This window comes from Micromonospora sp. URMC 103 (genome assembly GCF_051386435.1).
Classification (GTDB): Bacteria; Actinomycetota; Actinomycetes; order Mycobacteriales; family Micromonosporaceae; genus Micromonospora.
Genome location: NZ_JBPQTR010000004.1, coordinates 707,412 through 730,452 on the forward strand (window position 1 = coordinate 707,412; position 23,041 = coordinate 730,452).

Annotated in this window: 24 protein-coding genes and 1 pseudogene; 9 read left to right on the top strand and 16 right to left on the bottom strand. The window is 72.6% G+C overall.

Going from position 1 to position 23,041, the window contains the following annotated elements:
* Positions 1–3: 3 nt before the first annotated feature.
* Together ACSNOA_RS06895 and ACSNOA_RS06900 are read right to left on the bottom strand one after the other, a co-directional pair.
* Positions 4–441 carry a VOC family protein gene (locus ACSNOA_RS06895; protein WP_436657090.1) on the bottom strand — a complete coding sequence of 146 codons (438 nt, stop codon included), beginning with the start codon at positions 439–441 and terminating at the stop codon, positions 4–6.
* Positions 442–455: 14 nt separating this feature from the next.
* Entirely contained in the window at positions 456–824 is a 369-nt protein-coding gene (locus ACSNOA_RS06900; RefSeq protein WP_436657091.1) for a VOC family protein, read from the bottom strand.
* A 97-nt stretch (positions 825–921) separates the two neighbouring features.
* Here ACSNOA_RS06900 and ACSNOA_RS06905 point away from each other — a divergent pair, with 97 nt between their 5' ends.
* The gene (locus ACSNOA_RS06905; protein WP_436657092.1) at positions 922–1,695 is read left to right on the top strand and encodes a PPOX class F420-dependent oxidoreductase; all 774 of its coding nucleotides are present in this window, start codon (positions 922–924) and stop codon (positions 1,693–1,695) included.
* 138 nt (positions 1,696–1,833) lie between these two features.
* Here ACSNOA_RS06905 and ACSNOA_RS06910 read toward each other — a convergent pair whose 3' ends face one another.
* From ACSNOA_RS06910 to ACSNOA_RS06920, 3 genes are all read right to left on the bottom strand, one after another.
* Complete coding sequence (locus ACSNOA_RS06910) at positions 1,834–2,769, bottom strand: hypothetical protein (RefSeq protein ID WP_436657093.1); 936 nt, start codon at positions 2,767–2,769, stop codon at positions 1,834–1,836.
* A gap of 344 nt (positions 2,770–3,113) precedes the next feature.
* Positions 3,114–3,956, bottom strand: a complete 843-nt coding sequence (locus tag ACSNOA_RS06915; protein WP_436657094.1) for a PhzF family phenazine biosynthesis protein — start codon at positions 3,954–3,956, stop codon at positions 3,114–3,116.
* Positions 3,957–4,103: 147 nt separating this feature from the next.
* Positions 4,104–6,107 carry an FG-GAP-like repeat-containing protein gene (locus tag ACSNOA_RS06920; protein ID WP_436657095.1) on the bottom strand — a complete coding sequence of 668 codons (2,004 nt, stop codon included), beginning with the start codon at positions 6,105–6,107 and terminating at the stop codon, positions 4,104–4,106.
* A gap of 157 nt (positions 6,108–6,264) precedes the next feature.
* Here ACSNOA_RS06920 and ACSNOA_RS06925 point away from each other — a divergent pair, with 157 nt between their 5' ends.
* Positions 6,265–7,074, top strand: a complete 810-nt coding sequence (locus tag ACSNOA_RS06925; protein ID WP_436657096.1) for an SAM-dependent methyltransferase — start codon at positions 6,265–6,267, stop codon at positions 7,072–7,074.
* 9 nt (positions 7,075–7,083) lie between these two features.
* Here ACSNOA_RS06925 and ACSNOA_RS06930 read toward each other — a convergent pair whose 3' ends face one another.
* From ACSNOA_RS06930 to ACSNOA_RS06945, 4 genes and pseudogenes are all read right to left on the bottom strand, one after another.
* Positions 7,084–7,521, bottom strand: a complete 438-nt coding sequence (locus ACSNOA_RS06930; protein ID WP_436657097.1) for a hypothetical protein — start codon at positions 7,519–7,521, stop codon at positions 7,084–7,086.
* Positions 7,522–7,595: 74 nt separating this feature from the next.
* Positions 7,596–7,883 (bottom strand): annotated as a pseudogene (locus ACSNOA_RS06935) (DUF3427 domain-containing protein); the annotation flags it as partial.
* A 377-nt stretch (positions 7,884–8,260) separates the two neighbouring features.
* On the bottom strand, positions 8,261–8,755 hold the full coding sequence (locus ACSNOA_RS06940) for a flavoprotein (protein ID WP_436657098.1): 495 nt from the start codon (positions 8,753–8,755) through the stop codon (positions 8,261–8,263).
* Positions 8,752–9,999, bottom strand: coding sequence for a helix-turn-helix transcriptional regulator (locus tag ACSNOA_RS06945; protein WP_436657099.1), 1,248 nt, complete (start codon positions 9,997–9,999; stop codon positions 8,752–8,754). The genes ACSNOA_RS06940 and ACSNOA_RS06945 overlap by 4 nt, the downstream gene beginning before the upstream one ends.
* Before the next feature lie 290 nt (positions 10,000–10,289).
* Between ACSNOA_RS06945 and ACSNOA_RS06950 the strand changes: the two genes are divergently transcribed.
* Genes ACSNOA_RS06950 through ACSNOA_RS06960 form a run of 3 tightly spaced genes read left to right on the top strand, consistent with a single transcriptional unit; the run spans position 10,290 to position 11,212 of the window.
* On the top strand, positions 10,290–10,553 hold the full coding sequence (locus tag ACSNOA_RS06950) for a DivIVA domain-containing protein (RefSeq protein ID WP_436657100.1): 264 nt from the start codon (positions 10,290–10,292) through the stop codon (positions 10,551–10,553).
* Complete coding sequence (locus tag ACSNOA_RS06955; protein WP_436657101.1) at positions 10,550–10,813, top strand: hypothetical protein; 264 nt, start codon at positions 10,550–10,552, stop codon at positions 10,811–10,813. The genes ACSNOA_RS06950 and ACSNOA_RS06955 overlap by 4 nt, the downstream gene beginning before the upstream one ends.
* Before the next feature lie 9 nt (positions 10,814–10,822).
* Positions 10,823–11,212, top strand: a complete 390-nt coding sequence (locus ACSNOA_RS06960; RefSeq protein WP_436657102.1) for a GIY-YIG nuclease family protein — start codon at positions 10,823–10,825, stop codon at positions 11,210–11,212.
* 122 nt (positions 11,213–11,334) lie between these two features.
* Here ACSNOA_RS06960 and ACSNOA_RS06965 read toward each other — a convergent pair whose 3' ends face one another.
* The 3 genes from ACSNOA_RS06965 to ACSNOA_RS06975 form a co-directional block, all read right to left on the bottom strand.
* A complete protein-coding gene (locus tag ACSNOA_RS06965) occupies positions 11,335–12,543 on the bottom strand; it encodes a hypothetical protein (protein ID WP_436657103.1) in 1,209 nt (402 codons plus the stop codon).
* On the bottom strand, positions 12,530–13,069 hold the full coding sequence (locus ACSNOA_RS06970) for a SigE family RNA polymerase sigma factor (RefSeq protein WP_436657104.1): 540 nt from the start codon (positions 13,067–13,069) through the stop codon (positions 12,530–12,532). The genes ACSNOA_RS06965 and ACSNOA_RS06970 overlap by 14 nt, the downstream gene beginning before the upstream one ends.
* 243 nt (positions 13,070–13,312) lie before the next feature.
* Positions 13,313–14,032, bottom strand: coding sequence for an SDR family oxidoreductase (locus ACSNOA_RS06975; protein WP_436657105.1), 720 nt, complete (start codon positions 14,030–14,032; stop codon positions 13,313–13,315).
* A gap of 177 nt (positions 14,033–14,209) precedes the next feature.
* Here ACSNOA_RS06975 and ACSNOA_RS06980 point away from each other — a divergent pair, with 177 nt between their 5' ends.
* The 3 genes from ACSNOA_RS06980 (at position 14,210) to ACSNOA_RS06990 (ending at position 17,655) form a co-directional block, all read left to right on the top strand.
* Positions 14,210–15,106: a LysR family transcriptional regulator gene (locus ACSNOA_RS06980; RefSeq protein WP_436657106.1), complete on the top strand. Its 897-nt coding sequence runs from the start codon at positions 14,210–14,212 to the stop codon at positions 15,104–15,106.
* 306 nt (positions 15,107–15,412) lie between these two features.
* Positions 15,413–16,732: a phosphodiester glycosidase family protein gene (locus ACSNOA_RS06985; protein WP_436657107.1), complete on the top strand. Its 1,320-nt coding sequence runs from the start codon at positions 15,413–15,415 to the stop codon at positions 16,730–16,732.
* Between the two features lie 161 nt (positions 16,733–16,893).
* Positions 16,894–17,655, top strand: coding sequence for a hypothetical protein (locus tag ACSNOA_RS06990; protein WP_436657108.1), 762 nt, complete (start codon positions 16,894–16,896; stop codon positions 17,653–17,655).
* A 150-nt stretch (positions 17,656–17,805) separates the two neighbouring features.
* Here the strand turns inward: ACSNOA_RS06990 and ACSNOA_RS06995 are convergent, their stop codons facing one another.
* Positions 17,806–18,126 (bottom strand): GYD domain-containing protein, encoded by a 321-nt coding sequence (locus ACSNOA_RS06995; protein WP_436657109.1) that lies wholly within the window; start codon positions 18,124–18,126, stop codon positions 17,806–17,808.
* 78 nt (positions 18,127–18,204) lie between these two features.
* Entirely contained in the window at positions 18,205–18,423 is a 219-nt protein-coding gene (locus ACSNOA_RS07000) for a hypothetical protein (RefSeq protein ID WP_436657110.1), read from the bottom strand.
* A gap of 116 nt (positions 18,424–18,539) precedes the next feature.
* Between ACSNOA_RS07000 and ACSNOA_RS07005 the strand changes: the two genes are divergently transcribed.
* The gene (locus tag ACSNOA_RS07005) at positions 18,540–19,865 is read left to right on the top strand and encodes an AAA domain-containing protein (protein WP_436658335.1); all 1,326 of its coding nucleotides are present in this window, start codon (positions 18,540–18,542) and stop codon (positions 19,863–19,865) included.
* A gap of 37 nt (positions 19,866–19,902) precedes the next feature.
* On the opposite strand, the gene ACSNOA_RS07010 is transcribed toward ACSNOA_RS07005, so the two are convergent.
* Together ACSNOA_RS07010 and ACSNOA_RS07015 are read right to left on the bottom strand one after the other, a co-directional pair.
* A complete protein-coding gene (locus ACSNOA_RS07010; RefSeq protein WP_436657111.1) occupies positions 19,903–21,150 on the bottom strand; it encodes a phosphodiester glycosidase family protein in 1,248 nt (415 codons plus the stop codon).
* Between the two features lie 144 nt (positions 21,151–21,294).
* Positions 21,295–23,028 (bottom strand): DUF6194 family protein, encoded by a 1,734-nt coding sequence (locus ACSNOA_RS07015; protein ID WP_436657112.1) that lies wholly within the window; start codon positions 23,026–23,028, stop codon positions 21,295–21,297.
* Positions 23,029–23,041: the final 13 nt, after the last annotated feature.

Below are 23,041 nucleotides of genomic sequence, written 5' to 3' on the forward strand. Positions count from 1 at the left end.
GTCTCAGGCGGTGGTGCCGAAGTCGGGGAGGGTCAGTGTGCCGTCGGCCGCGAGCGGGAAGCCCGGGTTCCAGGCGATCTCCCAGACGTGCCCGTCCGGGTCGGCGAAGCAGCCCGCGTAACCGCCGTAGAAGGTCTCCCGGGCCGGCTGGGTCACCTCGGCGCCGGCTGCGGCCGCGTCCGCGAGCAGCGCGTCGACCTCGGCGCGGGACCGGACGTTCTGCGCCAGCGTGATCCCGCCGAAGCCGCCCCCGCCCGGGTCGTCGATGCCCGCGTCGGCGGCCACCTTGTCGCGGCCCCAGAGCACCAGCGCCAACCCGCCGGCCTGGAAGAAGACGGTCTCCTCGGCCTCCTGGCCGCGCCAGCCCAGCCGCTCGTAGAAGGCCCGGGCGCGCGGCAGGTCGGTGACGCCGAGGGTGACCAGGCTGATCCGCTGCTCCATCGTCGGGGCCCCACTCATTCCGGGTTGTGGCAGACGGCCTCGACGTTGTTGCCGTCCGGGTCGCGGACGAACGCGCCGAAGTAGGTGGCGTGGTATTCCGGCCAGAGGCGCGGCTCGTGCAGCACCTCGGCGCCGGCGGCGACCGCCGCGTCGCGGAACGCCTGCACGGCGGCGCGGCTGTCGGCCGCGAACGCCAGATGCACCTCCCGGGCGGTGCCGGGCGACTCGGTCGGGCCGAGCCAGAAGTCCGGCCGCTCGCGGCCGTAGCCGATGACGCCGGGAAACTCCAGCAGCCGCCGGCCGCCGAGCGGCGCGAGCACGGCGTCGTAGAAGGCGGCACTGGCCGCCACGTCGCGGACCTGAACGGACAGATGGTCGATCATCACGCTCCTCCGGGCTGTCGTCGGCCCGACCCTAGGCGCCGGGTGTGACATGTGCCGCCGTCGGTCACGCCCGCGTCGGCTGCCGCGTCCGCAGGGCATGAGACGAATCATCACACCCGCCACCGTGCTGCTCGCCCTGTTCGCCGTCGTGGTCGGGGTGTGGGCGATGGGCGCGCCCGCATCGTTCGCCGACTCGGTGAACTTCCCGCCGAGCGAGCACTTCGTGCACGACGTCGGCGCCTTCCAACTCGGCATCGGCGTGTCGCTCCTGCTCGCCACCGTGTGGGCCGACGGGTTCACCGTCGCCCTCGGCGGATACCTGGTCGGGAGCGTCACCCACACGGTCGGGCACGTCGTGGACCGGGACCTCGGCGGCGGCACCGGTCAGACCGTCATCATCGGTGTGTCGTCGCTGCTCGCGGCCGTGGCGCTCGTCGAGCGGTGGCGCGAGCTGGGCTGGGTGCTCGGCCGGGTCGAGCCGGCCACGGCCGGCGAGTGGGCACCGTACGTCCGGCAGAAGACCGTCGCCCTCACCACGTACCGCCGTGACGGCACCCCCGTCGCCACGCCCGTGAGCATCGCCGTATCGGGCGGACGCGCGTACGTGCGCAGCTACCAGCGGGCCGGGAAGACACGCCGGATCCGCAACAACCCGACCGTTACGGTCGCCGCGTCCACCGGCCGCGGCGTGCCGACCGGTCCCGCCGTCCAGGCCACCGCCCACCGGCTCACCGAGCAGGAGTACGCGCAGGCGCGGCGGGCGCTGCGCCGCAAGTACCCGCTGCTGCACGGGGTGGTCGTGCCGCTCACGCACCGGCTCGGGCGGGGCAGGACGGGCCGTACGGTGCACTTCGAGTTGCGCACCGAGTGACCGTCGGGCCGTACTCGGCCGCGGCCTGCCCCCGCGGGATGCCCGGGGCGGGTCGAGGGCCGCACCAGTCCACTAACCGGGTCCGGCAAACACGAACGCCCCCGCTGCCTGAAGACAGCGGGGCGTTCCGGTAGAAGATCAGGCGTCGAAGCGGACCCGGCGGCGGCGTGCCACCGTCAGCGCCACGCCAGCCAGCACCGCGATCACACCGACGGCGCCGAGCGCAGTGGCGTTGACACCCGTGACGGGAAGGCCGCCGCCCGCTCCCGGCGCGGGACTGTCGGACGTAGACGCGGTCGGGTCGGCCGTCGGCTCCTCGGTCGACCCGGTCGTCGGCTTGAGGGGGTTGGACTCGCAGCCAATCCCCGGCGTGCCCCTGTTGCCGTCCAGGCCCCACGGGTCGTTGTTCACGTCCACCAACGTGACCCGGTACTTCACGTCAGAGCAGTTGACCGTGCCGGAAGGGTTGGAGAAGTCGGCGCATAGGTTCTGCGTGGTGCCGGTGTAGACGTACGCCTCGCAGTCGCGCGGCTCCGCGGGCTGGCTGGTCGGCGGGGTGGTCGGCGTACCCGTCGGTTCGGTGCCCGGCTCCACAGCCTGGAAATCGACCAGGTCACCGGCAATCCGCAGGTCCGACACGACCACCGTGCCGTCCGTGCCGTTGTCGTACACCACGCCGGCCTGGCCGATCGTGCCAGCCGCCGGAGCCGTGAACGAGATCGTGCCCTCCTCGCCACACTGTTTGCCGGCGGCGACGTTCTGGTCCCACGAGTTCGTGTTGGTGCCGTTCACGACCACGAAGACACGGGGAGCGCCCGCGCTGCACGCCGCCCCGTCCGAGAGAGCGATGGAGAAGGTGACCTCATCGCCGGCCTCGACCTCGACGCCGAGGTTCGCCGCCTCGACGGAGGTGTTGCCGCCGACCAGCTCGACCGTGTGCGGACCCGTGATGGACGACTCACCGTTGGCGGTCCACACCGGGTCGCCGGGCGCGGCCTGGGCGGGGCCCGTCAGTGCCAGGGTTGTGAGGACGAACGCGCCGACCGCGGCGCCGACAATCTTGAGCGTACGCATAGAGCTCCTTGGTTGAGTGTCGGTTCCCGCTCGTGCGGGAACTGGGCAGTCCGACTGGATCAACGACCGTCGGGACCAGCAATAACCCGAGGAACACTACTATCAGTGGTCGATTCGCGACGGTCATCTTTTCGGGTCGGGAGCGGTCGGTCGCGCGGCCCGCGCCGTGCACGCCGGACGACAGGGGCGATCGGTTGATCGGCCCACGTCCAGCCGTCCAGACGGGCCGCAGCCGGGCAACCCGCCCGGCCCTGTGCCGGCATCGGTTGTGATCAACCTCGCTGCCGCAGAGGAACTTCCCGAAGCCGAGCGGAGCTGCTACCTGCCGGGGGCCCCGCTCCGGCTCACCCGGCGAGGACGACCGCCGTGCCCGTGACCGCGATGCCGGTGCCCGCCTCGGCCGGGATCCCGACCCGGAGCAGGCTGGGCCGACCGAGGTCGTGTCCCTGGTGCACGGTGACGGTCACCGGCGGGTCGACCAGGCGCAGCTCTCGCAGGTAGCCGCCGAGCGCGGCAGCCGCCGCTCCGGTCGCCGGGTCCTCCACCACTCCGCCCGGCGGGAAGGGGTTACGCGCGTGGAACACGGTCGGTGACTCGCGCCAGACCAGGTCGACGGTGGTCCAGTCGCGTCGTGCCATCAACGCCCCGAGACGCGCGAAGTCGTAGTCCAGGTCGGCCAGCCGCTGCCGGGTGGCGGCGGCGACGATCGGGTGCCACGCGCCCGCGAACGCCACCCGCGGCGGCAGCGCCGGGTCGAGGTCGTGCCGGTCCCAGCCCAGCGCCGAGAGCAGCGCGGCCAGGTCGTCGTCGGCGAGCGGCTCGGTGCGCGGCCGTGGGCTGACCAGGGTCGCCGTGGTGGTGCCGTCCGGCGCGGCCTCCGTGGACACGTCGACCGGCCCGGACCGGGTGTCGAAGCGCAACAGCCCCGGGCCGTGCCGCTCGGCGTACGCGGTCGCGGACGCGATGGTCGCGTGGCCGCAGAACGGCACCTCGGCCAGCGGGCTGAAATACCGCACCTCGAACCGGCCGTCCTTTTTGGGGATCAGGAAGGCCGATTCCGAGTAACCCAGGTCGGCGGCGATCCTCAGCATCTCTGCGTCATCGGCGCCCGTGGCGTCGAGGACCACTCCCGCCGGGTTGCCGCCGGCCGGGTCGGTCGTGAACGCCGCGTAGCGCAGGATCTCCATGGCCCCACCCTAGGCACCGGGGGACCGGCCGGGCCAGCCGTAGGGCGCCGGCGCCCCTGGTGGCTGGCCTATCGGGCCGGATACACGGGACGGGTGGTGCCGGCGCATCCCGTGGCGCCGGCACCACCCGTCGTGGAACGAACGCCGCTACGCGCCCGGGACCACCACGAGCCCGTTGTTGTAGTCGGCGAGCAGCACGTCCTTGTGCCCGTCGTCGTCGATGTCCCCGACCGCGAGACCCCGGTGGCCGTAGTGCGAGGCGTAGTAGGGGTTGTAGCCCAACTGTTCCCGGCCCAGCCGGCCGTCGGGACGCTGGAGCAGGACGCCCACCTCGTACCAGCCGCCGTGGGCCACCACCACGTCCAGCCGCGTGTCGCCGTCCATGTCCTCGAGGGCGACCGGCTCCGGCATGTCGTACGCCACGTAGACCTGCCAGGCGCCGAGGGTGCCGTCGGCCCGGTGGGTCAGCACGGAGACCCGCGGGTCGGGCATGTTGCCGGTGACGGTGACGACCACGTCGGCCCGGCCGTCGCCGGTGACGTCGCCGACCGCGAACGACTGTGCGGAGATCTCCTGCCCCTCGGGTACGGGGATGCCGGCGGGCGCCGCGAAGGTACGCGCCCCGGTCTGCTCCACGACGATGACCCGGCGGCCGTCGAGGCGTACCAGATCCAACCCGGGGCCGCCGGTCACGTCGGCGACGCCCAGGAGCGGGGCGGAGGTCGGCGTGGCCACCGACGCCGGCGGCGCGAACTCGCCCGGGCCGGTGCCGTAGCGCACGAGGACCGACTCGTTCGTGGTCGCCACGAGGTCGAGGCGGCCGTCGCCGTCGAGGTCGACCACCCGGACGTCACCGAGGGCCGCGCCGAACGGCAGCGCCACGGGAGCGGACAGTCCGCCCGCCGACTGCCGGTAGAGGTCCAGCCCGGTCCCGGAGGCGACCAGCAGTTCGTTGCGCCCGTCGCCGTCGACGTCGGCGACGACCGGGACCATGCTGCCGGCCGTCGGCACCGTGGTCGCGTACCGGACGGGCGCGCCGAGCCGGTGCTCGGGCAGCTGGACGAACAGGTACACCGAGTGGTTGAGGTCACCGGCGTCCGCCTCGTCCGCCGTGGTGAGCACCACGTCGGTGAGCCCGTCGCCGGTCAGGTCACCGGCCGCGACGGCCGTCTCCTGCGAGCCCACACGAGCCGCCTCGGCGGGGCCAAAGGACACCTCGCCGTACGCCGGGTCGACCTGCACGGTCAGGTCCTTCGAGGCGCTGGCGCCGTACGCGGGATCGCCGCCGGTGCCCTCGAAGCGGGCGTGGTAGGTCGCCGTGGCCGTCGGGGTGACGACCACGGCGGCGTACCCCTGCCACGCGTCGGTCTGGCCGACGACCTCGCTGCCGGACAGGAAGATCACCCTGCCCCGCAGTTCGGCGCCGTCGGCGGTCGTGACGCGTGCCGACAGCGCCACCTTCTGGCCCTGTTCCGACCGGACCGGGTCGGCGGCGATCGTGGTGGTGGTCGCCGTGCCGGTGTAGCCGGCCGCTGAGGCGAACGGGCCGGCGGCGCCGCTCGCGGTCACCGCGCGCACCCGGTACTGGTAGTAGTAGGTGTCGGACCGCTCGGTCTCCCGGAACGAGGTCTGCGTGGTCGTGGCGAGCAGGGTGTCGCCGTCGATCACGTGGTGGCGGTACACCTCGTAGCGGGCGGCCCCCGCCACCGGCTCCCAGGTCAGGTCCATGACGGTTGGCGTGCCGGTCAGCCGCAGGCCGCCGGGTGCCGGCAGGACCGGGTCGGTGCTGGCGCTGGCCTGCGGGGAGTAGCCGGAGACCTTGTTCCGGTACTCCGCCTGGACCACGTAGTAGTAGGTGGTGGCCGGGGCGAGACCGGAGTCGGAGAAGTCCAGGCCGGTGCTCCGGCCGACCTCGGTGTAGGGGCCGCTCGACCCGGTGGAGCGCGAGATCCGGTACGCGGACGCCTGCGACGCCGCCTGCCAGCTGACCCGGATCTGGGTCGACGAGACGGCCACGGCGCTGGTTGCCGGCGGCGGGGTGACCGCCGGGGCGGCCTGGGCGGGTGTCGCGGTGAGCTGCGTCAACGCGACGAGCGCCGCCACCAGGGCGATGCCGATCCGTCGTAGGTGGGTGGGTCCGTGGGCGGTCAAGCGTCCTCCATCCCCCGTTCGAAGATCATTCCGTGTGTACGGCGTCCGCCGGCGTCCTCGCATCACACGGCGACCGCCGGGGTCACGATTGTCGCCGGCGCTGTGGGAACATGGTCCGTCCGTTGTGTACGGTCCACGCCCGTCGGAAGGTGGCCTCGTGGCAGACAGCGCCTCGCACTCCGTGACCGAGCAGCTCTCGAAGATCGACACCAGCGTGCCGCACTCCGCCCGCATCTGGAACTACTGGCTGGGTGGCAAGGACAACTTCGAGGTCGACCGGATGGCGGGCGACCAGGTACGTGCCATCTTCCCCGCGATGGTCGAGACCGCCCGCGAGTCGCGTGCCTTCCTGTCCCGCGCCGTGCGCTACCTCGCCGGGGAGGCCGGCATCCGGCAGTTCCTCGACCTCGGCACGGGCCTGCCCACCGCCGACAACACCCACGAGGTCGCGCAGCGGGTCCGCCCGGAGAGCCGGATCGTGTACGTCGACAACGACCCCATGGTGCTCGCGCACGCCCGTGCGCTGCTCGTGAGCACGCCCGAGGGTATGACCCAATACCTGCACGCCGACCTGCGCGACCCCGACGCGGTCCTGCGCCAGGCCGCCGAGCACCTCGACTTCGCCCAGCCCGTCGCGGTGCTGCTGTTCGGCGTGATGGGCCACGTCGCCGACGACGACCAGGTGGTCGCCATCATCCGTACGCTGCTCGCCGCGGTCCCGTCCGGCAGCTACCTCGCCATGTCCGACGGCACCGACACCAGCGAGGGTGTCGTCGAGTCGCACCGGCAGTACAACGAGAGCGGCGCCATGCCGTACCACCTGCGCAGCCCGGAGCGGATCGCGCGGTTCTTCGAGGGGTTGGAGCTGGTCGAGCCCGGTCTCGTGCCGTTCACGCAGTGGCGGCCGGAGGGCGACGGCACGCCTGCCCGGGTGGACGGGTACTGCGCGGTGGGCCGCAAGCCCTGACGTTGCTCACTAGCGGGGTGGCCGATCCGACCAGGCGACGAGGACGGCCATCCCGCCGATCAGCATCATCGGCAGACCGAGCAGATACGCGAGGCTCCCGGGCGACCACCAGGTCCGGTCAGCCGCCTCGTCGGGGTCACCGTTCGCCGCGCCGATGGAGTCGACCAGTTCCTCGACCTGCTGGCGGTCAGCGTCGGAGAGGCCGTCACCGTCGGCGCCCAGCCTCTCGGCCACCGCGAACACATGGTCCCGCTCGGAACGGGTGAACGGAGAGGAATTCCGCTCGTCCGTCGCGCCAAAGCAGGTCAGACGTTCACCGGTGTCCGCGTCTATGAAGACCTCGGTGCCGTAACACTTGTCCCCGGCGTCGGCGAAGTGCACCTCGTAGTCGCTGCCCGCTGTCGCGCCGTCGATGAACCCGTATCCCGTTAGGGCGACGCCCAGCACGAGAAGGAGCCACCGTACGCGTCTTGGCATGAACCCATTCTTCCCGAACGGATGGTGGCCGAGCTACGCCGATCTCACGCTGCTATGGCACGGGCGGCGCCGTAGACGTCGGCGGGTAGCGGATGCGCCAAACGCCAAACGACGCGCATCGGCCGGTCGCCGGTGTGCGACTCGTACGTCATCGGTCCGGCGTACAGGTAGGCGGGCGCGCCGAGATCGCGGTCGGCGGCCTTGGTCTCCCGCAGGAACAGGTGAACCGTCGTGCCCAACTTCTCATGGTTGATGTACCGCTGGCCGGTCGGTGTGACTGACGAGATGAAGCTCTGCGACTCCCACTGGAAGAGGCGGTCAGTGATGGCCCGAGGTTTCGGCCGTCGACGACCTGGTCGTCCGTCCCGACGGCGCGAGGCTCTGCCTCGGCGATGGCATCGGCGATCCGGTTGGCTAGCGCGACTTGGCGGACCGTCCTGTCGTCGCCAGCGGGGACGGAGAGCAGCGCCCGACGCGCCAGCTTCGCGATATGACGGGCCAGAACGTCGGGCGCGTCGGCTGGGTCGAGCTTGCCGTGCTGCAAGAGAGATGGGTCGAGGCGATGGAGATCTGTGGCGAGCTGATGGGTGATCAGGTGCTCGTAGATGCCCCGCTCAAGATCCGTCACGTAGAGCAAACTAGCCGAATTTTTGCCTCCTTCTCCGCACGGGAAGACCTCCTGTCGGGTGCTCGACACTTGTTAACGCTGCTATCCGTGCGTCCGAAGTCCATCCGCCACGAACTGCCATGTGAGCTCGACAGGTAACGGCGTTACGACCACGCCAGCGTCCCGTAGTAGAGCCACGTGTCGGCCGTAACTTGGGTGAGCGGCAAGTTGTGCCTTGACGTTCGGGAACGCGTAGACCGGGATTTCAGCGCCGAGCGCCTCGTTCAGAAGGCCGAGCGCGGGCGTGTCGTTGATCCCCTGTGCCCACTTGTTGATGACGTTGAAGGTGGCCGGCACCACGGCAATGGCCGCCGCCGGGGGATGCGGTTCGGGATCACCCGGCATCCGCCACTCCACCCGCACCGGATAGCCGGTCTGCCGTTCTAGTGCGGGACGGTCGATCCATGTCGCCGCGATTGGTGTAGCGGTGAGGCACACCGTCCAACCGGCGTCCTGTAGGAGCTCGACCAACTCGCCGATCCGCAGCACCGGGGGCGCGGCGCAGACGACCAGAGCGATGACGCCTCGTCCGGTCACGCGAGCAACCCGGCTCGTCCGGCCAACGGCCGCAGGCCCGGCGTCGCTACTCGGCGCTCCTTCGCCAACAGATCGAGCAGTAGAGCGCGCGCCTGGAGGTTGGCGTAGACCGTCTCGGCGGCTATCCGCTCGGCTTCTAACAGGTGTAACACCGAGAAACTTCTGTCACCGGACGACATCAAAGCGGCAGCAGCCAGGTCGACATGCACCTGTGCCCGTCGGCCAATCAGCACCGGAGGCAGCCGCGAGGTGTCGAGCCGCGCACCCAGTTCCAGGGCTTGGTTCGCGTTCCCAGCCTGAACGGCAGCCGAAACCGCATGGATCATGACGTTTGTCGGACCGAAGCCGGTCCAGAGTCGGTTACGGTCGGCGCCCAAAGCGGTTGCGAGCCCTTCCGCCTGTGTCAGCAGGTGCGCCGCCTCCTTCTGGTTGCCGCGCGCAGCAGTCATCAGGGCAGCCAGGAGCAGCAGCGCTCCCCGAGCGGAGAGCAGATCCGGATTGGCGTTTCGTCCGGTGAGGGCCAGACGATCAATGCTGGTCCGAATAATCTGCTCGGCGTCGGCCGTTCTCCCCGGAAGCCGCATGAGGCCGCAGGCCGCCTGGTACGCCGCCACCGCCGTCAACGCCTGGTCGTCCGCGAGCCTAGCGGCGGTGGAAGCCCGGTCTGCCGCCAGTAGGGCACTTTCGCCGTCACCGACCTTCGCGGCAAGTTTCGCGGCCGCGACGTACGCGGCGGCGAGTAGCCGGAAGGCGCCACGGCGAGGCGTTCCGACGGCCCGACTGGCTAGCTCTGTCGACTGGCTGAGGACGTCCGGCAGCAGCCGAGCGGCCGACGTGTAGCTCGCGCGCTGGTAGTGGCTGTGCACCCGACCCACCGAGCGCCGCACCTCGACGAGCGACCGGGCCGGACGACCGGTAGGCGTCAGATAGCTTGTTAGGAACGCCCGCAGGTCGCTCAGGAGGTCCGACCGGGCGGCGCAGGAAGCGGGACTGCGAGTTTCGTCTCCCATGATCTGCCCTCGATGCGCTGCCACCGATACGTCCACAAGCATCTCGTCGAGCTGTTCGAGGGTAACCCCCAACGCGGAGGCGATTCGGGATCGGTGCCATGGCTGAGGGTCGGTCTCGGCGTTCTCCCAGCGCACCACCGTCGACCGCTCTACGCCGAGGATGTCGGCCAGACGCTCCTGGCTGTGCCCGAGGGCTTTACGTCGCTGGCAGAGCCGGTGTCGCTTCAACGCCACGCCTGACCTCCATCCGTTCCGCTGCCACCCTAGTAACAGCCCGTCGACCAGGCGCGTACGCAGATGCCTCATTTCTGCGTCACACGAGCGACTTGGACGCTGTGGTTCCTGGTCAACGCCTCGTCGAAGCTGAAATCCATGGCCCGGGGCGGGTGCCGGGCTCCGGCAAATCCGTGTTCCCCCGACCGCGGATCCGTCGTCCCCGCCCGTCCCGGTGCCACGTCGCCCATTGCGATAACGGAGGCGCGTCGCGCGAGATCGGAGTCGCGCGCGACAGGAAGTGAGCGAGCATGATCTACCTGACCGGCAGGCGTCTCCAGGCATACCAGGTGCGGGTCGCCACCTTCGACACCCGGTGGCGGGGCCTCGACGCCGAGCAGGTCCACGCCTATCTCCACCAGCTCGCCGACGAGCTCGACCGCTTGCACCGCGAGCTGATTACCGCGAATACCGAAGCCGAACGCATCCGCCAGGCCCTGCGTCAGTGGCAGTCCCGCCACGCCACCTGCCGTCACGGCGATGCAGGCTCTCCCAACAGTCGGTGGCCGCGATGACCGCACCCCGCTGGATCATCCACCTGCCGACCGCGCTGACCAGCCCCGACGGCGCTCGCATCCTGGCCGTGGCGCTCCGCGACTCTCTCAGTCACGTGACCGCCATCGACTTCGGTGAGACCACGCTCAGCGAGGAGGACCAGCAGTTCCTGCGTACCCGAGTCTGGTGTGATGCTCGGCTCGACGGCGCCGGCCGCTGCCGACGCCGCGACGACCACGACGGCCCGTGTGGGGCCACGGACGAGGACTCACCCGGGTAACCTCCGGCAATGCCCGACCCCATGATCGACAACCTGCTGGCCGGATTCACACCTCCTCGCCTGTACACGCGGGAGGCCGCCGAGGAGGCGCCACCCGCGCCCGGCGTGCACGTGGTCGTCGACCGTGACACCGTCGTCTACGTCGGCCGGACCGGTAACCTGCGCAACCGGCTCCGCCAGCACCTGACCGGCAACCGGGACTCGTCCGTGCTGCACGATCAGGTCGGCCAGCTCCTCGACACACCGGGTCAAGCGGCGACACGCGAGGACATCGCCGGCTGGTTGGGCCGGTGCGACGTCCGCTGGCAGGAGACCGACAACCCGGAGGGTACGAAGGAAGCCTTGGTCCTGGCCCTGAAGCCCCGCTTCAACCGGCAGGTGCCCAAGCAACGCCCCTGAGAATGACAGCAACCAAACGCCCCGACCCTCGACGGCGAGCGTGTCGCTGTCGAGGGCCGGGGCGGACGGCCGTCCCGGCCGAGGGGTGCCGGGGAGGGCGGGAACGGCCTGCGGAAGAGCGGTCAGCCGGCCCGGAGGGCGGTGGCGGCCTTCGGCCAGGTGCTGTCGTCGGTGACGTCGGCGAGCGTGATGCCCTTCAGGATCCGGGTCATCTCCGCCTCGGAGAGCCGGCCCCCGCTGGCCACCTGGATGGTGGTCTTGCCGTCGGCGGTCCAGGCGTTGCAGAAGCCGTTGCCGCACCGGGGCTCGGCCGGCGGCTTCGCGCCGTCCTTCAGCGCCTGGTTCGACTTGTCGTTGGGCAGGACGAAGATGGTGAAGCTGCCGGCCGGGTCCGCGCCTTCCGCGCCGCCGTAGGGCTCGACCAGCCCGGTGCTGGGCAGGGCCGGGGAGGCGAAGATGGCGCCGCCGTAGTTGCCGTCGCCGGCGCTGGCGATGCCGTTCAGACCGGAGAAGGTGTGCTGGCCGAGTTCGGCGGCGTGGTAGCCGGCGGGCAGGTACCCGACGGTGAACGGCACCCGCGCGGGCAGTGGCACGCTGGGTCGCAACCCGTCCACCAGGCCGTGGAGGTCGGCCGCGCTGACGTCGGTCGGCTCCGCGAAGGTCTCCGCGACGGCCCAGGCGCCGGGGGCGTACTCCCAGGCGAACGCCCGGCGCAGGTTCGCGCCGTAGCGGGGTCCTTCCTGTTCGATGGCCTGGTGCCCGGCGACCGTGACCCGGGTTCCGGTGAACTTCGCCGCGGCGAAGGCGCCAGGGCGGTACACGGTCAGGTAGGCGTAGAGCTGCCCCGGGTCGTCGCCGCGGGACTCCGTCTTCTTCGCGGAGCCGCCCTTCTTCGCGGCAATCGCCGCGGGGTCGACGGCGCGGTCGTTGGTGACCAGGCCGTCGATCCGCAGCGGAGCGATCTGGTACGCGCGGGACACGACGATCGGGTTTCCCACGTGGAGCCTGCCAGCGTCGAAGCCCTCGAAGACGTAGGTGAACGGGTCGTCCGGGAACTCCCAGCCGGCGGCCAGGCGCGACGGCGACGCGACCGGCACGGCGGACGTCATGGCGGCGGCCTGCTCCTCGACGGTCGGGCGTTCCGCGGCCGTGGGCAGGCCGACGCTGATCGCCGCGACCACGCCGGTGACGGCGACCGCGGCGGAGGCCACGCTCCACCCCGTCCGGCGGCGCCGCTGCACCCGCCGGCCGGCGGCCACGATGTCGTCGACGGTGTACCGCGGCGACGGCGCGTCCGACGTCGCCGTCTCCACCAGGTCATGCACGTGCACTGGCTCTCTCCCGTTCTGGTTCGGTTTTTTCGTCACGGTCTCTCCGGTCGGCGCTCAGCACCTCACGCAGCCGGGCCAGGCCCCGCGAGGTCTGGCTCTTCGCGGTGCCGATGTGCCAGCCGAGCACGCCGGCCGTCTCCTCGAGGGTCATGCCGAGGTAGTGCCGGCAGACCACGGCCGCGCGCTGCCGGGGCGGGATCGCCCGCAGGGCGGCACGGACCCGCAACTGCTCGTCGACCACCGTCGCCGGGTCGCGCTGCGTCACCTCGGGCAGTGCGTCGCCGGCTGCGCGTTCCCGTCGCCAGGGCCGGCGCTTCTCGTCGATGGCGGCGCGGACCACCATCGTCTTCGCGTACAGGTCGGGGCGATCCAGGCGCGGCCACCGCGGGTACAGCTTGGCCAGGGCGTTCGCCACCGCGTCCTCCGCGGTGTGCCAGTCACCGCAGGTCACGTACGCCAGTTTCCGGAGCACCGGCAGCTGGACGGCCACGAACTCCCGGAAGGCTTCCTCGTCCTCGGCTCTCACGCGGTTAGGACGGCGGCGGCCCGGGCGAATGTTGCCGCGTACCCGGAGATTTCTTCGACCTCGGCGGGACCGCCTCCCGTGGACGCACCCCGAGGTGCCCCCCGGGGCTGGGTCGCATCGAGATTTTCGACCTTCCGGGCCGGTGGGGGACCGCCGAGGCCCTGGGCCGTAGCCGGGTGGTCTGACCTCACCCGCGGCCCGGCCCGCGTGGACCCCCGGGACCGGTCGGTCCACCGCCGGTGCTCAGGCGATCAGCGTGCCGCCGTCGACGGTCACCACCGTGCCGGTGGCGTACGTCGAGCGCAGTAGGTAGACGAACGCCTCGGCGACCTCCTCCGGCTCGCCCACCCGGCCGAGCGGCAGCGATGCGCTGAGCTGGGCGTACATCTGCTCGCGGGTCTCCTCGGGCAACGAATCCCACAGGGGCGAACGGATGACGCCGGCGGACACGGCATTGACGCGGAGCGGGGCCAGCTCGACGGCGAGCGCGCGGACCAGCGCGTCGATCGCGCCGGTGATGCTGGCCGCCACCGACCAGCCCGCGCTCGGGCGGTGGTTGGCGGTGCCGGTGGTGAGGGTGATCGACCCTCCCGGGCGCAGGTACGGCACGGCCGCGTTGACGGCCGACAGAGAGCCGAAGTAGCGCAGTTCGAACGCGGCGCGGGCGGTGGCGAGGTCGAGGGCGTCGACGGACATCAGCGCCAGCGGCTCACCGGCCGTGTAGATCAGATGGTCGAACGGGCCAAGGTCCTCAAACAGCCGGGACACGTCCCCGGTGTCGGTGAGGTTGGCGACGTGCCCGGTGACGCCTGGCGGCAGGGTCGACAGGGCGCGATCCACGCTGCGCCGGTTGCTGGAGGCGACCACGACCTGGGCACGCTCGCGGGCGGCCAGGGTGGCGGTGGCGAGACCGATCCCGGAGGTTCCGCCAAGTACCACGACGCGTTGGTCGGTGAGGGCCATGATCTTGTCCTTCGGGGTGCGATGGGAAGGTGTCGTAGTGACGGTTCCACCCTGCGCCGGTCGGGGAGGCGGCGTCCAAGACCTCTTCCACCTCCTGTGATGCCCGCCGGGTATCGTTCCATGCAGGCGCCGCCGCGGATACCGAGAGGGGCGCCGTACGCCGGAACGAGGGGCCGGATGGACGTCGATCTGCGCAAGCTCCGCTACTTCGTGGCGGTCGCCGAGGAGCTGCACTTCGGCCGGGCCGCCGCGCGCCTGCACATCGCCCAGCCGGTCCTGTCCCGCCAGATCCGGGCCCTGGAGCACGAACTCCAGGCCGAACTCTTCGTCCGGGACCGCCGCTCCACCGTCCTGACCGACGCCGGCCGCCAACTGCTGGCCGACGCCCACCCGCTGCTCGACTCGGCCGAGGCGCTGCGTCGGCGGGTCCGGCGGGCCGCGCACGGCAGGGCGACGTTCACCATCGCCTTCATGCCCGGCATCATCGTCACCGCCGAGGCTCGCGCTCTCGCCGAGCGCCACCCGGACCTGTCCGTCGGCGTCATCCGCACCTCCTGGAACGATCAGGTCGAGGTGGTACGCGACGGGCGCGCCGACGTCAGCTATGTACGGCTGCCCGTCGACCAGCGGGGCCTGCGCCTGCTCCCACTGTTCAGCGAACCGCGCGTCGTGGTCCTGCCGGGTGACCACCGCCTGGCCGGCAAGGCGTCGGTCGACCTCGCCGAGCTGGGGGAGGAGCGTCTGCTCCAGGACCCGCAGGCGGTGCCGGAGTGGCGCGACCTGCCGTACCGGCCGGCCGATTCCGACTTCCGCCCTCGTCCCGTGCTCACCTCGGTCGAGGAGAAGCTGGAGCACGTCGCCGCGTACGGCGGGGTGGTGATCCTGCCCCTGTCGACCGCGATGTTTTACACCCGGCCCGACGTCGTCCACGTGCTCGTCGACGGCCTCCGGCCCAATCAGGTCTGTCTGGCCTGGGTCGAGAACAACCGGTCACCGCTGGTGCGCGAGTTCGTCGACCTGGCCGAGCGGCAGGCCCGGTCGGCGGAGGCCCCACCCCCGCCGACCGACGGCTAGCCCGACGCGGCGGGGAAGCCTCGGATCACTCGGCACCCATCACCAGGCCCTCGATGGTGTGCTTCTGGCGGATCGGCGTCAGCGTCTTCATCACCGGGCACGGCAGGTGCGCGCACCGACGCGGGGAGGTTCTCCCAGTACTCCCAAGTGACGGCCATGTCGTGGGGCGAGCGCGTCAGCCGGCCGAGGCGAACGGCGAGCGGCTCCCTCGACCGAAGACGCACTTCTCGTGACCTGTCGCGCCGTTTCGCCACAGTTCGGCTCGACGTCAGGTGCTGGTTCCGTGGCTTCGCGAGGGTGGCAGGCATGACTGCTTCCACTTCCGGCCTGTCCGGCCTGCGCCGCGCCGGCGCGGTCGCGGCGGCCGCCCTGGCCGCGATCAGCCTCGGTGTCGCGCCGGGCGCCCGCGCCGAGGCCGCCGCCGGCGCACCCGCCGAGGCCGCCACGGGCGCCCTGCCGCTCGGCGACGCGGACCTCACCGAGGTCACCACCAGCCGTACCCTCGCCAAGGGTGTCACCCTGACCCGCATCGTGCGGGGCACCGAGCCGGCGCCGGCCGACCAGATCAACACCACGACCCGCGGCCCGTGGGTGGTCAACGTGCTCACCATCGACCCGCGCACGGCGCGGGGGCACCTGAAGGCGACGTACGGCCCGGACCTCGCCAAGGTCGAGAAGACCACCGACCTCGTACGCCTCTCCGGCGCCCTGGCCGGCGTGAACGCCTCGTTCTTCACCTTCACGGCGAGCCAGCTCTACCCGGGTGACCCGGTGGGCCTGGGGCTGTTCGGCGGGAAGCTGCTCAGCGAGCCCGTCACCGACCCGGCCGAGGCCAACTTCGTGGTCGACGCCAACAGCAACCGCGCCCTCACCGGGAAGCTGAGCTGGTCGGGCAGCGTGCGGAACCGGCAGACCCGGGCGACCCTGCCGCTGGAGTTCATCAACCACCCGCCGGTCGTCCCCGCGGGCTGCGAGGCGCTCGCCGACCAGACGCAGTGCACCGTGCCCGGCGACGTCGTGCGGTTCACCCCCGAGTTCGCGGCGGCCACCCCGGCGGGCGCCGGCGTCGAGATCGTGCTCGACCGGCGCGGCTGCGTGGTGCGCACCGCGACCACGCGTGGCACCGCGCTCGCCGCGGACCAGACGTCGCTCCAGGCCACCGGCCAGGACACAGTGGCGCTGCTGGCTGTGGCCGGCCGGGGCTGCGTCGAGCAGACGTCGACCCTGACCGACCAGGACGGCGAGAAGCTGCCCCTGCGGCGCGGGCTGTTCGGGGTCACCGGGCGGTACCAGCTCACGAGGGACGGCCAGGTCGTCGTGCCCGACGGCGCCCCCGGTGACAGCTTCTTCGCCCGCAACCCCCGCACGATCGCCGGCACCACGCGCGACGGGAAGATCGTGCTCGCCACCATCGACGGCCGCCAGACCACGAGCGTCGGCACCACGATGGACGAGACGGCCGCCGTGGCGCAGGCCCTCGGCATGACCGACGCCATCAACCTCGACGGCGGCGGCTCCACCGCGATGGCCGTCGACGGCGCGCTGGTCAGCCATCCGAGCGGCTCGGAGCGGGCCGTCGGCGACGCGCTCGTCTACGTGGACGGCCCGTACCGCAGCGGCAACTGAGCCACACACCCTGCGTGGGGTGCGGCCGGCTTCGGGTGCCGGCCGCATCCCACGCGCGTCGATACCGCGATATGGCGTTCCGGGTCCGCGCGACGGCCGGGCGCGCGGAAGGCTTCCTGGCAGTGGCGGCCGGCGGTGGCCGCCCGGGCGAGGGAGGCGCCATGACCCAGTCGACGAACCCCGCGTTGCCGAGAGAGCCAGCGCCGGTGACGGTCCGGATCGACCGGTGGCTCACGGTGCTGCCGCCCGACGCCTGGCCGGTCGGGTTTCCGAAGACGGGCGCGGTGTGGCGGCGGGACGTGTTCGCGGTCGCCGACGCGTGGCGCGCCGGGGAGGCCAGCCCGCGCCAACTGCTGAGCGCGGTGCTGATGTGGGGATACGGTCCCATCGGCTACGGGCCTTGGCGCGCCGCCCGCTCGCTGGAGGCCGATCCCGAGGGCAAGCGGGTGGCGTACGCGCTGGCGGATCTGCGCGTACCCGAGCTGGACGAGGATGTGCTGCGGACCGCCTACCGGCGGTTGCGTGACCCGAAGGAGTCGCGGCTGCCCCGGCTCGGGCCGGCGATGGTCACCAAGCTGCTCTACTTCGCGGGCTACCGCCGGGGCGGTGCCCCCGGGTCGGCGGCGGGCGCGGTGGCGGCGGGGACGGTGGCGGCGGCGGCCGCGGTGGCGCCCGGCGCCGCGGTGGCGGGCCACCTGCAACCGCTGATCCTCGACAGCGTGGTGGCGCGCCGCCTGCCCGCCGAGGCCGGTGTCCGGCGGGAGTCCGGCTGGGTGTCCGAGGAGTGGCTCGCCTACCTGCGCTGGGCCGCCGACCAGGCCCACCGCCGGGGCGTCGAGCCGGACGAGGTGGAGATGGCGGTGGCCCAGGGGCAGCAGCCCGCGGGGGACGCCCCCGCCCGCGTCGTCGCCGACACCCGCTGACCCGGCCTAGATCAACACCAGATCGCCGATGTGGCGGCATCCGGCACGTCGGGACACCGCCACATCGGCGAAACGGAGTCGATCAAGCCCGAGCCGCTCGCCGAGCCCCGGCCCCGGGCCAGGAGCCCCGAGCCCCGAGCCTGGTCGCGCTCAGGCGCCGGGCGGCTGGTAGGACATCTGCTTCCGCACCGCCTCGTCGACCTCCTGCGGCGTCAGCAGCGGGACGACCCGGGTGTCGACGCCGCCGGCCGCCCGGATGGCGATGGCCAGCGCGGCGGCAGTCTTGTGGTCCGGCAGGTCGCACACCACGTACGTGTCGTACTCACCGAGGCCGAAGCACAGCGACTCCACCCGCCCACCGGCAGCCTCGATGGCCCGGGTGGCGACCTCGGCACGCTTGCTGCCGCCGTCCTTGACCAGGCCCTTGACCCCCTCCGGGGTGAAGGTCGACTTGAGCAGGAACTTCGCCACCTCGACGTCACCTCTCAGGCACGCCGACACCACAGGGGCGCCGGCACGGCTCCGCTTTCCGACGTACCACGGCCGTGGTCAGGTCCCCTGGCGTTGAACCCGTTCGCCGCCCTCGACCTTCGCCCGGCCCTGGTCCCGCTCCGAGCCGGACGTGCCGGTCGCGGAGCGCAGGTGCCGGCGGTCCGGCGAGCGCTCCATGCCCGAGCCCTGGCGCCCCCGGGCGCCGCTGCCCGGATGCTGCCGCCCGCGCGCCGACTCGCCGCCCGGATCATGCTTGTTCGGCTTCTGGCTACCCATGGCCGGCGCGTACCCGGTCCCCGCGCGGCTAGTCCTCCACCCGCCCGGCGGGCAGGGACCCGACCACAACGGTGCCGTAGGGTTCCGGCAGCGTGAGTGAGGGGTGAGGGCCGGTGCTGGCTGGGCTGGAGGTGCCGCCCGCCGTCGAGGCGGAACGAGTGGTCGCGGCCGTGCTGGCCGACCTGCGCTCCGGCGACCACCGCGGCGTGGTCGTCGACTCGCCGCCGGGGGCCGGCAAGTCGACCCTCGTGGTCCGCGCCGCTGTCGAGCTGGCCGGGACGGGCGAGCCGCTGATCATCGTGGCGCAGACCAACGAGCAGGTCGACGACCTCGTCGACCGGTTGGCCCGCAAGGCGCCCGAGCTGCGGATCGGCCGGCTCTCCGCCGCCGACTATCAGCCGTCCGAGCGGGTGCGGGCGCACGGGACGGTTCGGGTCGCCGCGAAGGTCGCCGACCTCGGCGGTCCGGCCGTCGTCGTCGGTACGGCCGCCAAGTGGGCCACGGTCGCCGAGGGCTGCTGGCCGTGGGCGATCGTCGACGAGGCGTACCAGATGCGGTCGGACGCCCTGCTGCGCGTGGCCGGCCGGTTCGAGCGGGCCCTGTTCGTGGGCGATCCCGGCCAGCTCGACCCGTTCTCCACTGTGGACACCGCGCGGTGGACGGGCCTCACCTGGGACCCGATGCAGTCGGCCGTGGCGGTGCTGCTGCGGCACAACCCGGAACTGCCCGTGCACCGGCTGCCGGTCTCCTGGCGGCTGCCGGCCTCGGCCGCGCCGGTGGTCGCCGAGGCGTTCTACCCGTTCACCGGGTTCCGCGCCGGCACCGGTCCGGGCGACCGGGCGTTGTCGCTGACCGGCCCGGGGCCGGGTGACGCGGTCGACGCCGCGATCGAGTTGGCCGCCACGACCGGCTGGGGGCTGTACGAGCTGCCGGAGCGGCACACGCTGCGCACCGACGTGGAGGCGGCGTCGGCGTGCGCGGCGCTCGCGGTGCGGCTGCTGGAGCGCGGCGCGGTCGCCGTCTCCGAGCAGCACCCGGCGGGGGCGCCGGTGACCGCCGACCGGATCGCGATCGGCGCAGCCCACCGCGACCAAGCCGCGGCGATCCGCACCCGGCTCGGCGCCGCCGGCGCGGGCGTCACCGTCGACACGGCCAACCGGCTGCAGGGGCGGGAGTACGACGTGACGATCGTGCTGCACCCGCTGTCCGGAAGGCGGGACGCCACGGCGTTCCACCTGGAATCCGGGCGGCTGTGCGTGCTGGCGTCCCGCCACCGGCACGCGTGCGTCGTGGTGGCGCGGGACGGCATCGCCGAGCTGCTCGACGCCCACCCGTCGACCGAGCCGGTGCACCTCGACGTGCCGGTGCGGTTCCCGGACGGCTGGGCGGCCAACCACACGATGATCAGCTACCTGAAGGGGCAGCGCCCCGCCCGGAGGTGACTCCCCGGGCGGGGCGCTGCTCCAAGAGCCAGCCCCGTCAGCGGTGACCCACGAAGACGCCGACGCCGTTGGCGACCGCGCGCTCCGTACCGTCGGAGGGGTTGTTGCGGGCGGTGGCCGCCGCCTGGCCGGGCTCCCGCACGGCGATCGTGGTCGAGCCGCCGCCGTCGAGGTTCACGGCGGCGTCCGCCCCGAACGAGCGCATGAGATCGGCCAGTTCGGCGATCGTGAAGCCCGCGCTGGCGGGGGCGCGCCCGGCCAGCGCCACGAGGTACACGGTCTTTCCGTCGGCGCTCACGCCGGCCGCGCTGCGTACGGCGGCCGTCTTGGTGTCCAGGCCGGCCAGCGGCTGGCCGTCCCGCAGGATGGGGGCGCCGCCGACCGCGAACGTCAGCTTCGGCTCGCCGGCGGAGACGAGCTTCTCGTCCACCGTCACCCGGTCGCCGACCACGAGGTCGTCGAGTTCGTCGGCGCCGCCCTCGCGGCCGACCAGCACCTCCGTCCCGGCGGGGATCGGGCCCGTGCCCGGCGTCGTGCTCACCGAGGTCACGACGCCGTCGCGGACGACCACCTCGTACGTGTGGGTGCTGCACGGGTCGAGGCGGCTCGTGTCGCTGCCGCAGGTCGACCGCACCCGGTTCGCGGCGCCCCAGGCGGACGTGAACACGCCGACGCCGCCCACCGGGAGGGCGTACTGGTTGAGGCCCTCGAGCGTGATCGTGCCCTTGGCGCTGCGCACCTCGCCGGCCAGGCTCAGGGTGTCGACGCGCGCCTTGCCGTTCACGCCCACGCCGAACACGTCCCGGGTGGAGGTGCCGGGGGCGAGCCCCGGGCCGAAGCGCTGGGCGTTCGGCACGGCGAACTTCAGCGCCTCGCCGTCGGCGATCTCCGGGCCGGACGCCGAGCCGGTCGCCGCGACCCCGGCGTGGGTCTCGCTGATGTTGAAGAAGTCCCCGTTCACGCCGGCCACGGCACCCTGGGCGTTCGCCATGGCCGAGACGACCTGACGCTGCGCGACGGCGTCGGGGTGCAGCAGGTCCAGGGAGACCTTGTTCTTGCTCAGGTCGGCGGTGAGCAGGTAGCCGACGGTGACGCCGCGGGGTGTGTCCACCTGGAAGGAGCCGTAGGTCACGCCGGGCGCGAGCTGCTCGGTCGAGGTGACGGTGACCGGGGCGACCGCCGTGGGCGCGGTCTCCGCCTGGGCGGCGCCGGGCGCCACGAGCGTGCTCAGCCCTGCGGCGAGCAGCAGCGCCAGACCGGGGCGTACGAGGGTCGATGACCTCATCGCCGCTCCTCTCTTCTCGGGTTCCGGGCCGGTGCCCGGGAGGTTCGGGCCGGCCCGGCGAACGGCCGGACCAGCGGAAAGTCCCGATGAGCCGATCACGCGGGGGTGAACGGGTGAGATGACCGAGCTGAACCGTGGGTGCCGTCAGGACGAGCGGTCGGACGTCCGGCGGTGACGCTCCCGCGCGCGGGTGTGCGCGTACGCGATCAGTCGCTCGACCTCGGCGAGGCTGCGCGGGCCCGGGTTGAGCACGGACGCCCACGCGGCCGCGCCGTACAGCGGGTTGGGCAGCACCTCGTCGAGGACGCTGAAGTCGATGGTCGCGCGGTGGTCCGCGAACTCGGCGGGTGGGTAGCCGAAGAGGCGTGTGAACTCGCGCTGGCCGAGGTCGAGGTTGAGCCGGAAGACGCCGGGCCGGTCGAGCCGGGACTCCTCGTCGAAGCCGGCCATGTCGCTGTCGCCGAGGGTGGCGAACGGCCGGCGGCGGTCCGGGCCGACGTAGAAGAACCGCCAGCCCCACGCGACCGCCGGGGCGCCCGACTCCTCGGTCGCCACGACCATGTCGACCTCGGGAAGGGCGAGGATCCGCGCGGCGACCTCGTCGAGGTCGAGCCTCACCCCGGGCGCCCTGGTCGTCGACGGGGAAGCCGGCCCGGCGACGCCGACGTGCAGGACGGCGTCGCAGTGCGCGAGCGTCTCCGTGTCCAGCGGGAAGTACCCCTGCTCGGGCGTGACGTCGCTCCGCGACCGCAGCCCGTCCGCATTGGGCACGGCCGCCGGGGAGACCAGCGCGGTCCGCCCGCCCAGCGCCGCCTCGAACGTGCCGGCGGGCGGCTCCGCCAGCCCCACCGCGTCGCTCGCGCCGAGGCTGCCCACGACGACCGCGTACCGCGGGCCCAGCAGGGTCGACACGATGGCGCCCGCACTCGACCAGCCCAGGTCCATGTCGGCCAGTCGCCAGGTGCTGCGGTGCCGCTGGAGGTGACGGTTGTGGGCGAACACCAGCGTGGGCCCGCGGTGCCGTTCCCGGGAGCGGATGTCCAGCAGGTTCTGCGCCATCCAGGCGTCCCGGACGGCGAGCATCCGCGACGTGCGTACGGCCGGTGGGGCCGGCTCGGCGGCCTGGGCGTGGTAGCGGAGCAGGCCGGCCGCCGCGCTCGCGTGCACCCGGGCCCGGTGCCACTCGTCGGCGGAGGACGCGGCCACCAGGGCGGGGGCCTCGGCGTACAGGATGGTCGACAGATCGTCGGCGATCAGCCGCAGGGCGCCGGCCTCGGGCGAAGCTCCCACCGACCGGTGCGGGTCGAAGATGGCGGCGGCGTCGCTCCACCGCTCGTCGTCGCCGAGCAGCGCGTCCAGGTCGGCCCGGCCGTGCCGGAACGTGTCCGGGCCCAGGTGCCGGGACAGGTAGGCGTGCACGTGGTGGAGGTGGCGGCGGGGGCTGGGCGCGCTCGTCATCTCCAACGGCGCGTCGAAGCCGTGGAAGGTGACCCGCTCGTCCGGTGGCCGCCGCTCGTTGTACGCACGTAGCCAGGTCACCAGCTCGCGGTTCGCGTCGAGCCGGCCCATGCCGTGGCTGAAACCGGCGTCGAGGACCGCGTCGGGGGAGGCGTCGCCGCCCTGGACGTACGCGTCGACGTCGAGACCGGCCACGCGGTCGGACTCGACGGCGACCGACCGGAAGCCGTGCGCCACGAGCGACTCCAGGAGGCGGTTGCGCAGCCGGGGGAACGCCGGCTCGCCGTGGGTGGGCTCGCCGACGGCCAGGATCTCCGCGGCAGAGGGCAGCGCCGCCAGCAGCGCGGCGGCGGCGCCGTCGAGGTGTGGGTCGCCGAGGTCGTACGACCAGCCGGCGGGGGGTACGGGTCCAGCAGCCATGACCTTCACCGTA

Coding starts and splice junctions, on each gene's coding strand:
- ACSNOA_RS06915 (WP_436657094.1), bottom strand. CDS start 3,956: ATGGAGATCCTGCGCTACGCGGCGTTCACGACCGACCCGGCCGGCGGC.
- ACSNOA_RS06980 (WP_436657106.1), top strand. CDS start 14,210: ATGGACGTCGATCTGCGCAAGCTCCGCTACTTCGTGGCGGTCGCCGAG.
- ACSNOA_RS06905 (WP_436657092.1), top strand. CDS start 922: ATGAGACGAATCATCACACCCGCCACCGTGCTGCTCGCCCTGTTCGCC.
- ACSNOA_RS06900 (WP_436657091.1), bottom strand. CDS start 824: ATGATCGACCATCTGTCCGTTCAGGTCCGCGACGTGGCGGCCAGTGCC.
- ACSNOA_RS06955 (WP_436657101.1), top strand. CDS start 10,550: ATGACCGCACCCCGCTGGATCATCCACCTGCCGACCGCGCTGACCAGC.
- ACSNOA_RS06950 (WP_436657100.1), top strand. CDS start 10,290: ATGATCTACCTGACCGGCAGGCGTCTCCAGGCATACCAGGTGCGGGTC.
- ACSNOA_RS06985 (WP_436657107.1), top strand. CDS start 15,413: ATGACTGCTTCCACTTCCGGCCTGTCCGGCCTGCGCCGCGCCGGCGCG.
- ACSNOA_RS06895 (WP_436657090.1), bottom strand. CDS start 441: ATGGAGCAGCGGATCAGCCTGGTCACCCTCGGCGTCACCGACCTGCCG.
- ACSNOA_RS07000 (WP_436657110.1), bottom strand. CDS start 18,423: ATGGGTAGCCAGAAGCCGAACAAGCATGATCCGGGCGGCGAGTCGGCG.
- ACSNOA_RS07010 (WP_436657111.1), bottom strand. CDS start 21,150: ATGAGGTCATCGACCCTCGTACGCCCCGGTCTGGCGCTGCTGCTCGCC.
- ACSNOA_RS06990 (WP_436657108.1), top strand. CDS start 16,894: ATGACCCAGTCGACGAACCCCGCGTTGCCGAGAGAGCCAGCGCCGGTG.
- ACSNOA_RS06975 (WP_436657105.1), bottom strand. CDS start 14,032: ATGGCCCTCACCGACCAACGCGTCGTGGTACTTGGCGGAACCTCCGGG.
- ACSNOA_RS06960 (WP_436657102.1), top strand. CDS start 10,823: ATGCCCGACCCCATGATCGACAACCTGCTGGCCGGATTCACACCTCCT.
- ACSNOA_RS07015 (WP_436657112.1), bottom strand. CDS start 23,028: ATGGCTGCTGGACCCGTACCCCCCGCCGGCTGGTCGTACGACCTCGGC.
- ACSNOA_RS06910 (WP_436657093.1), bottom strand. CDS start 2,769: ATGCGTACGCTCAAGATTGTCGGCGCCGCGGTCGGCGCGTTCGTCCTC.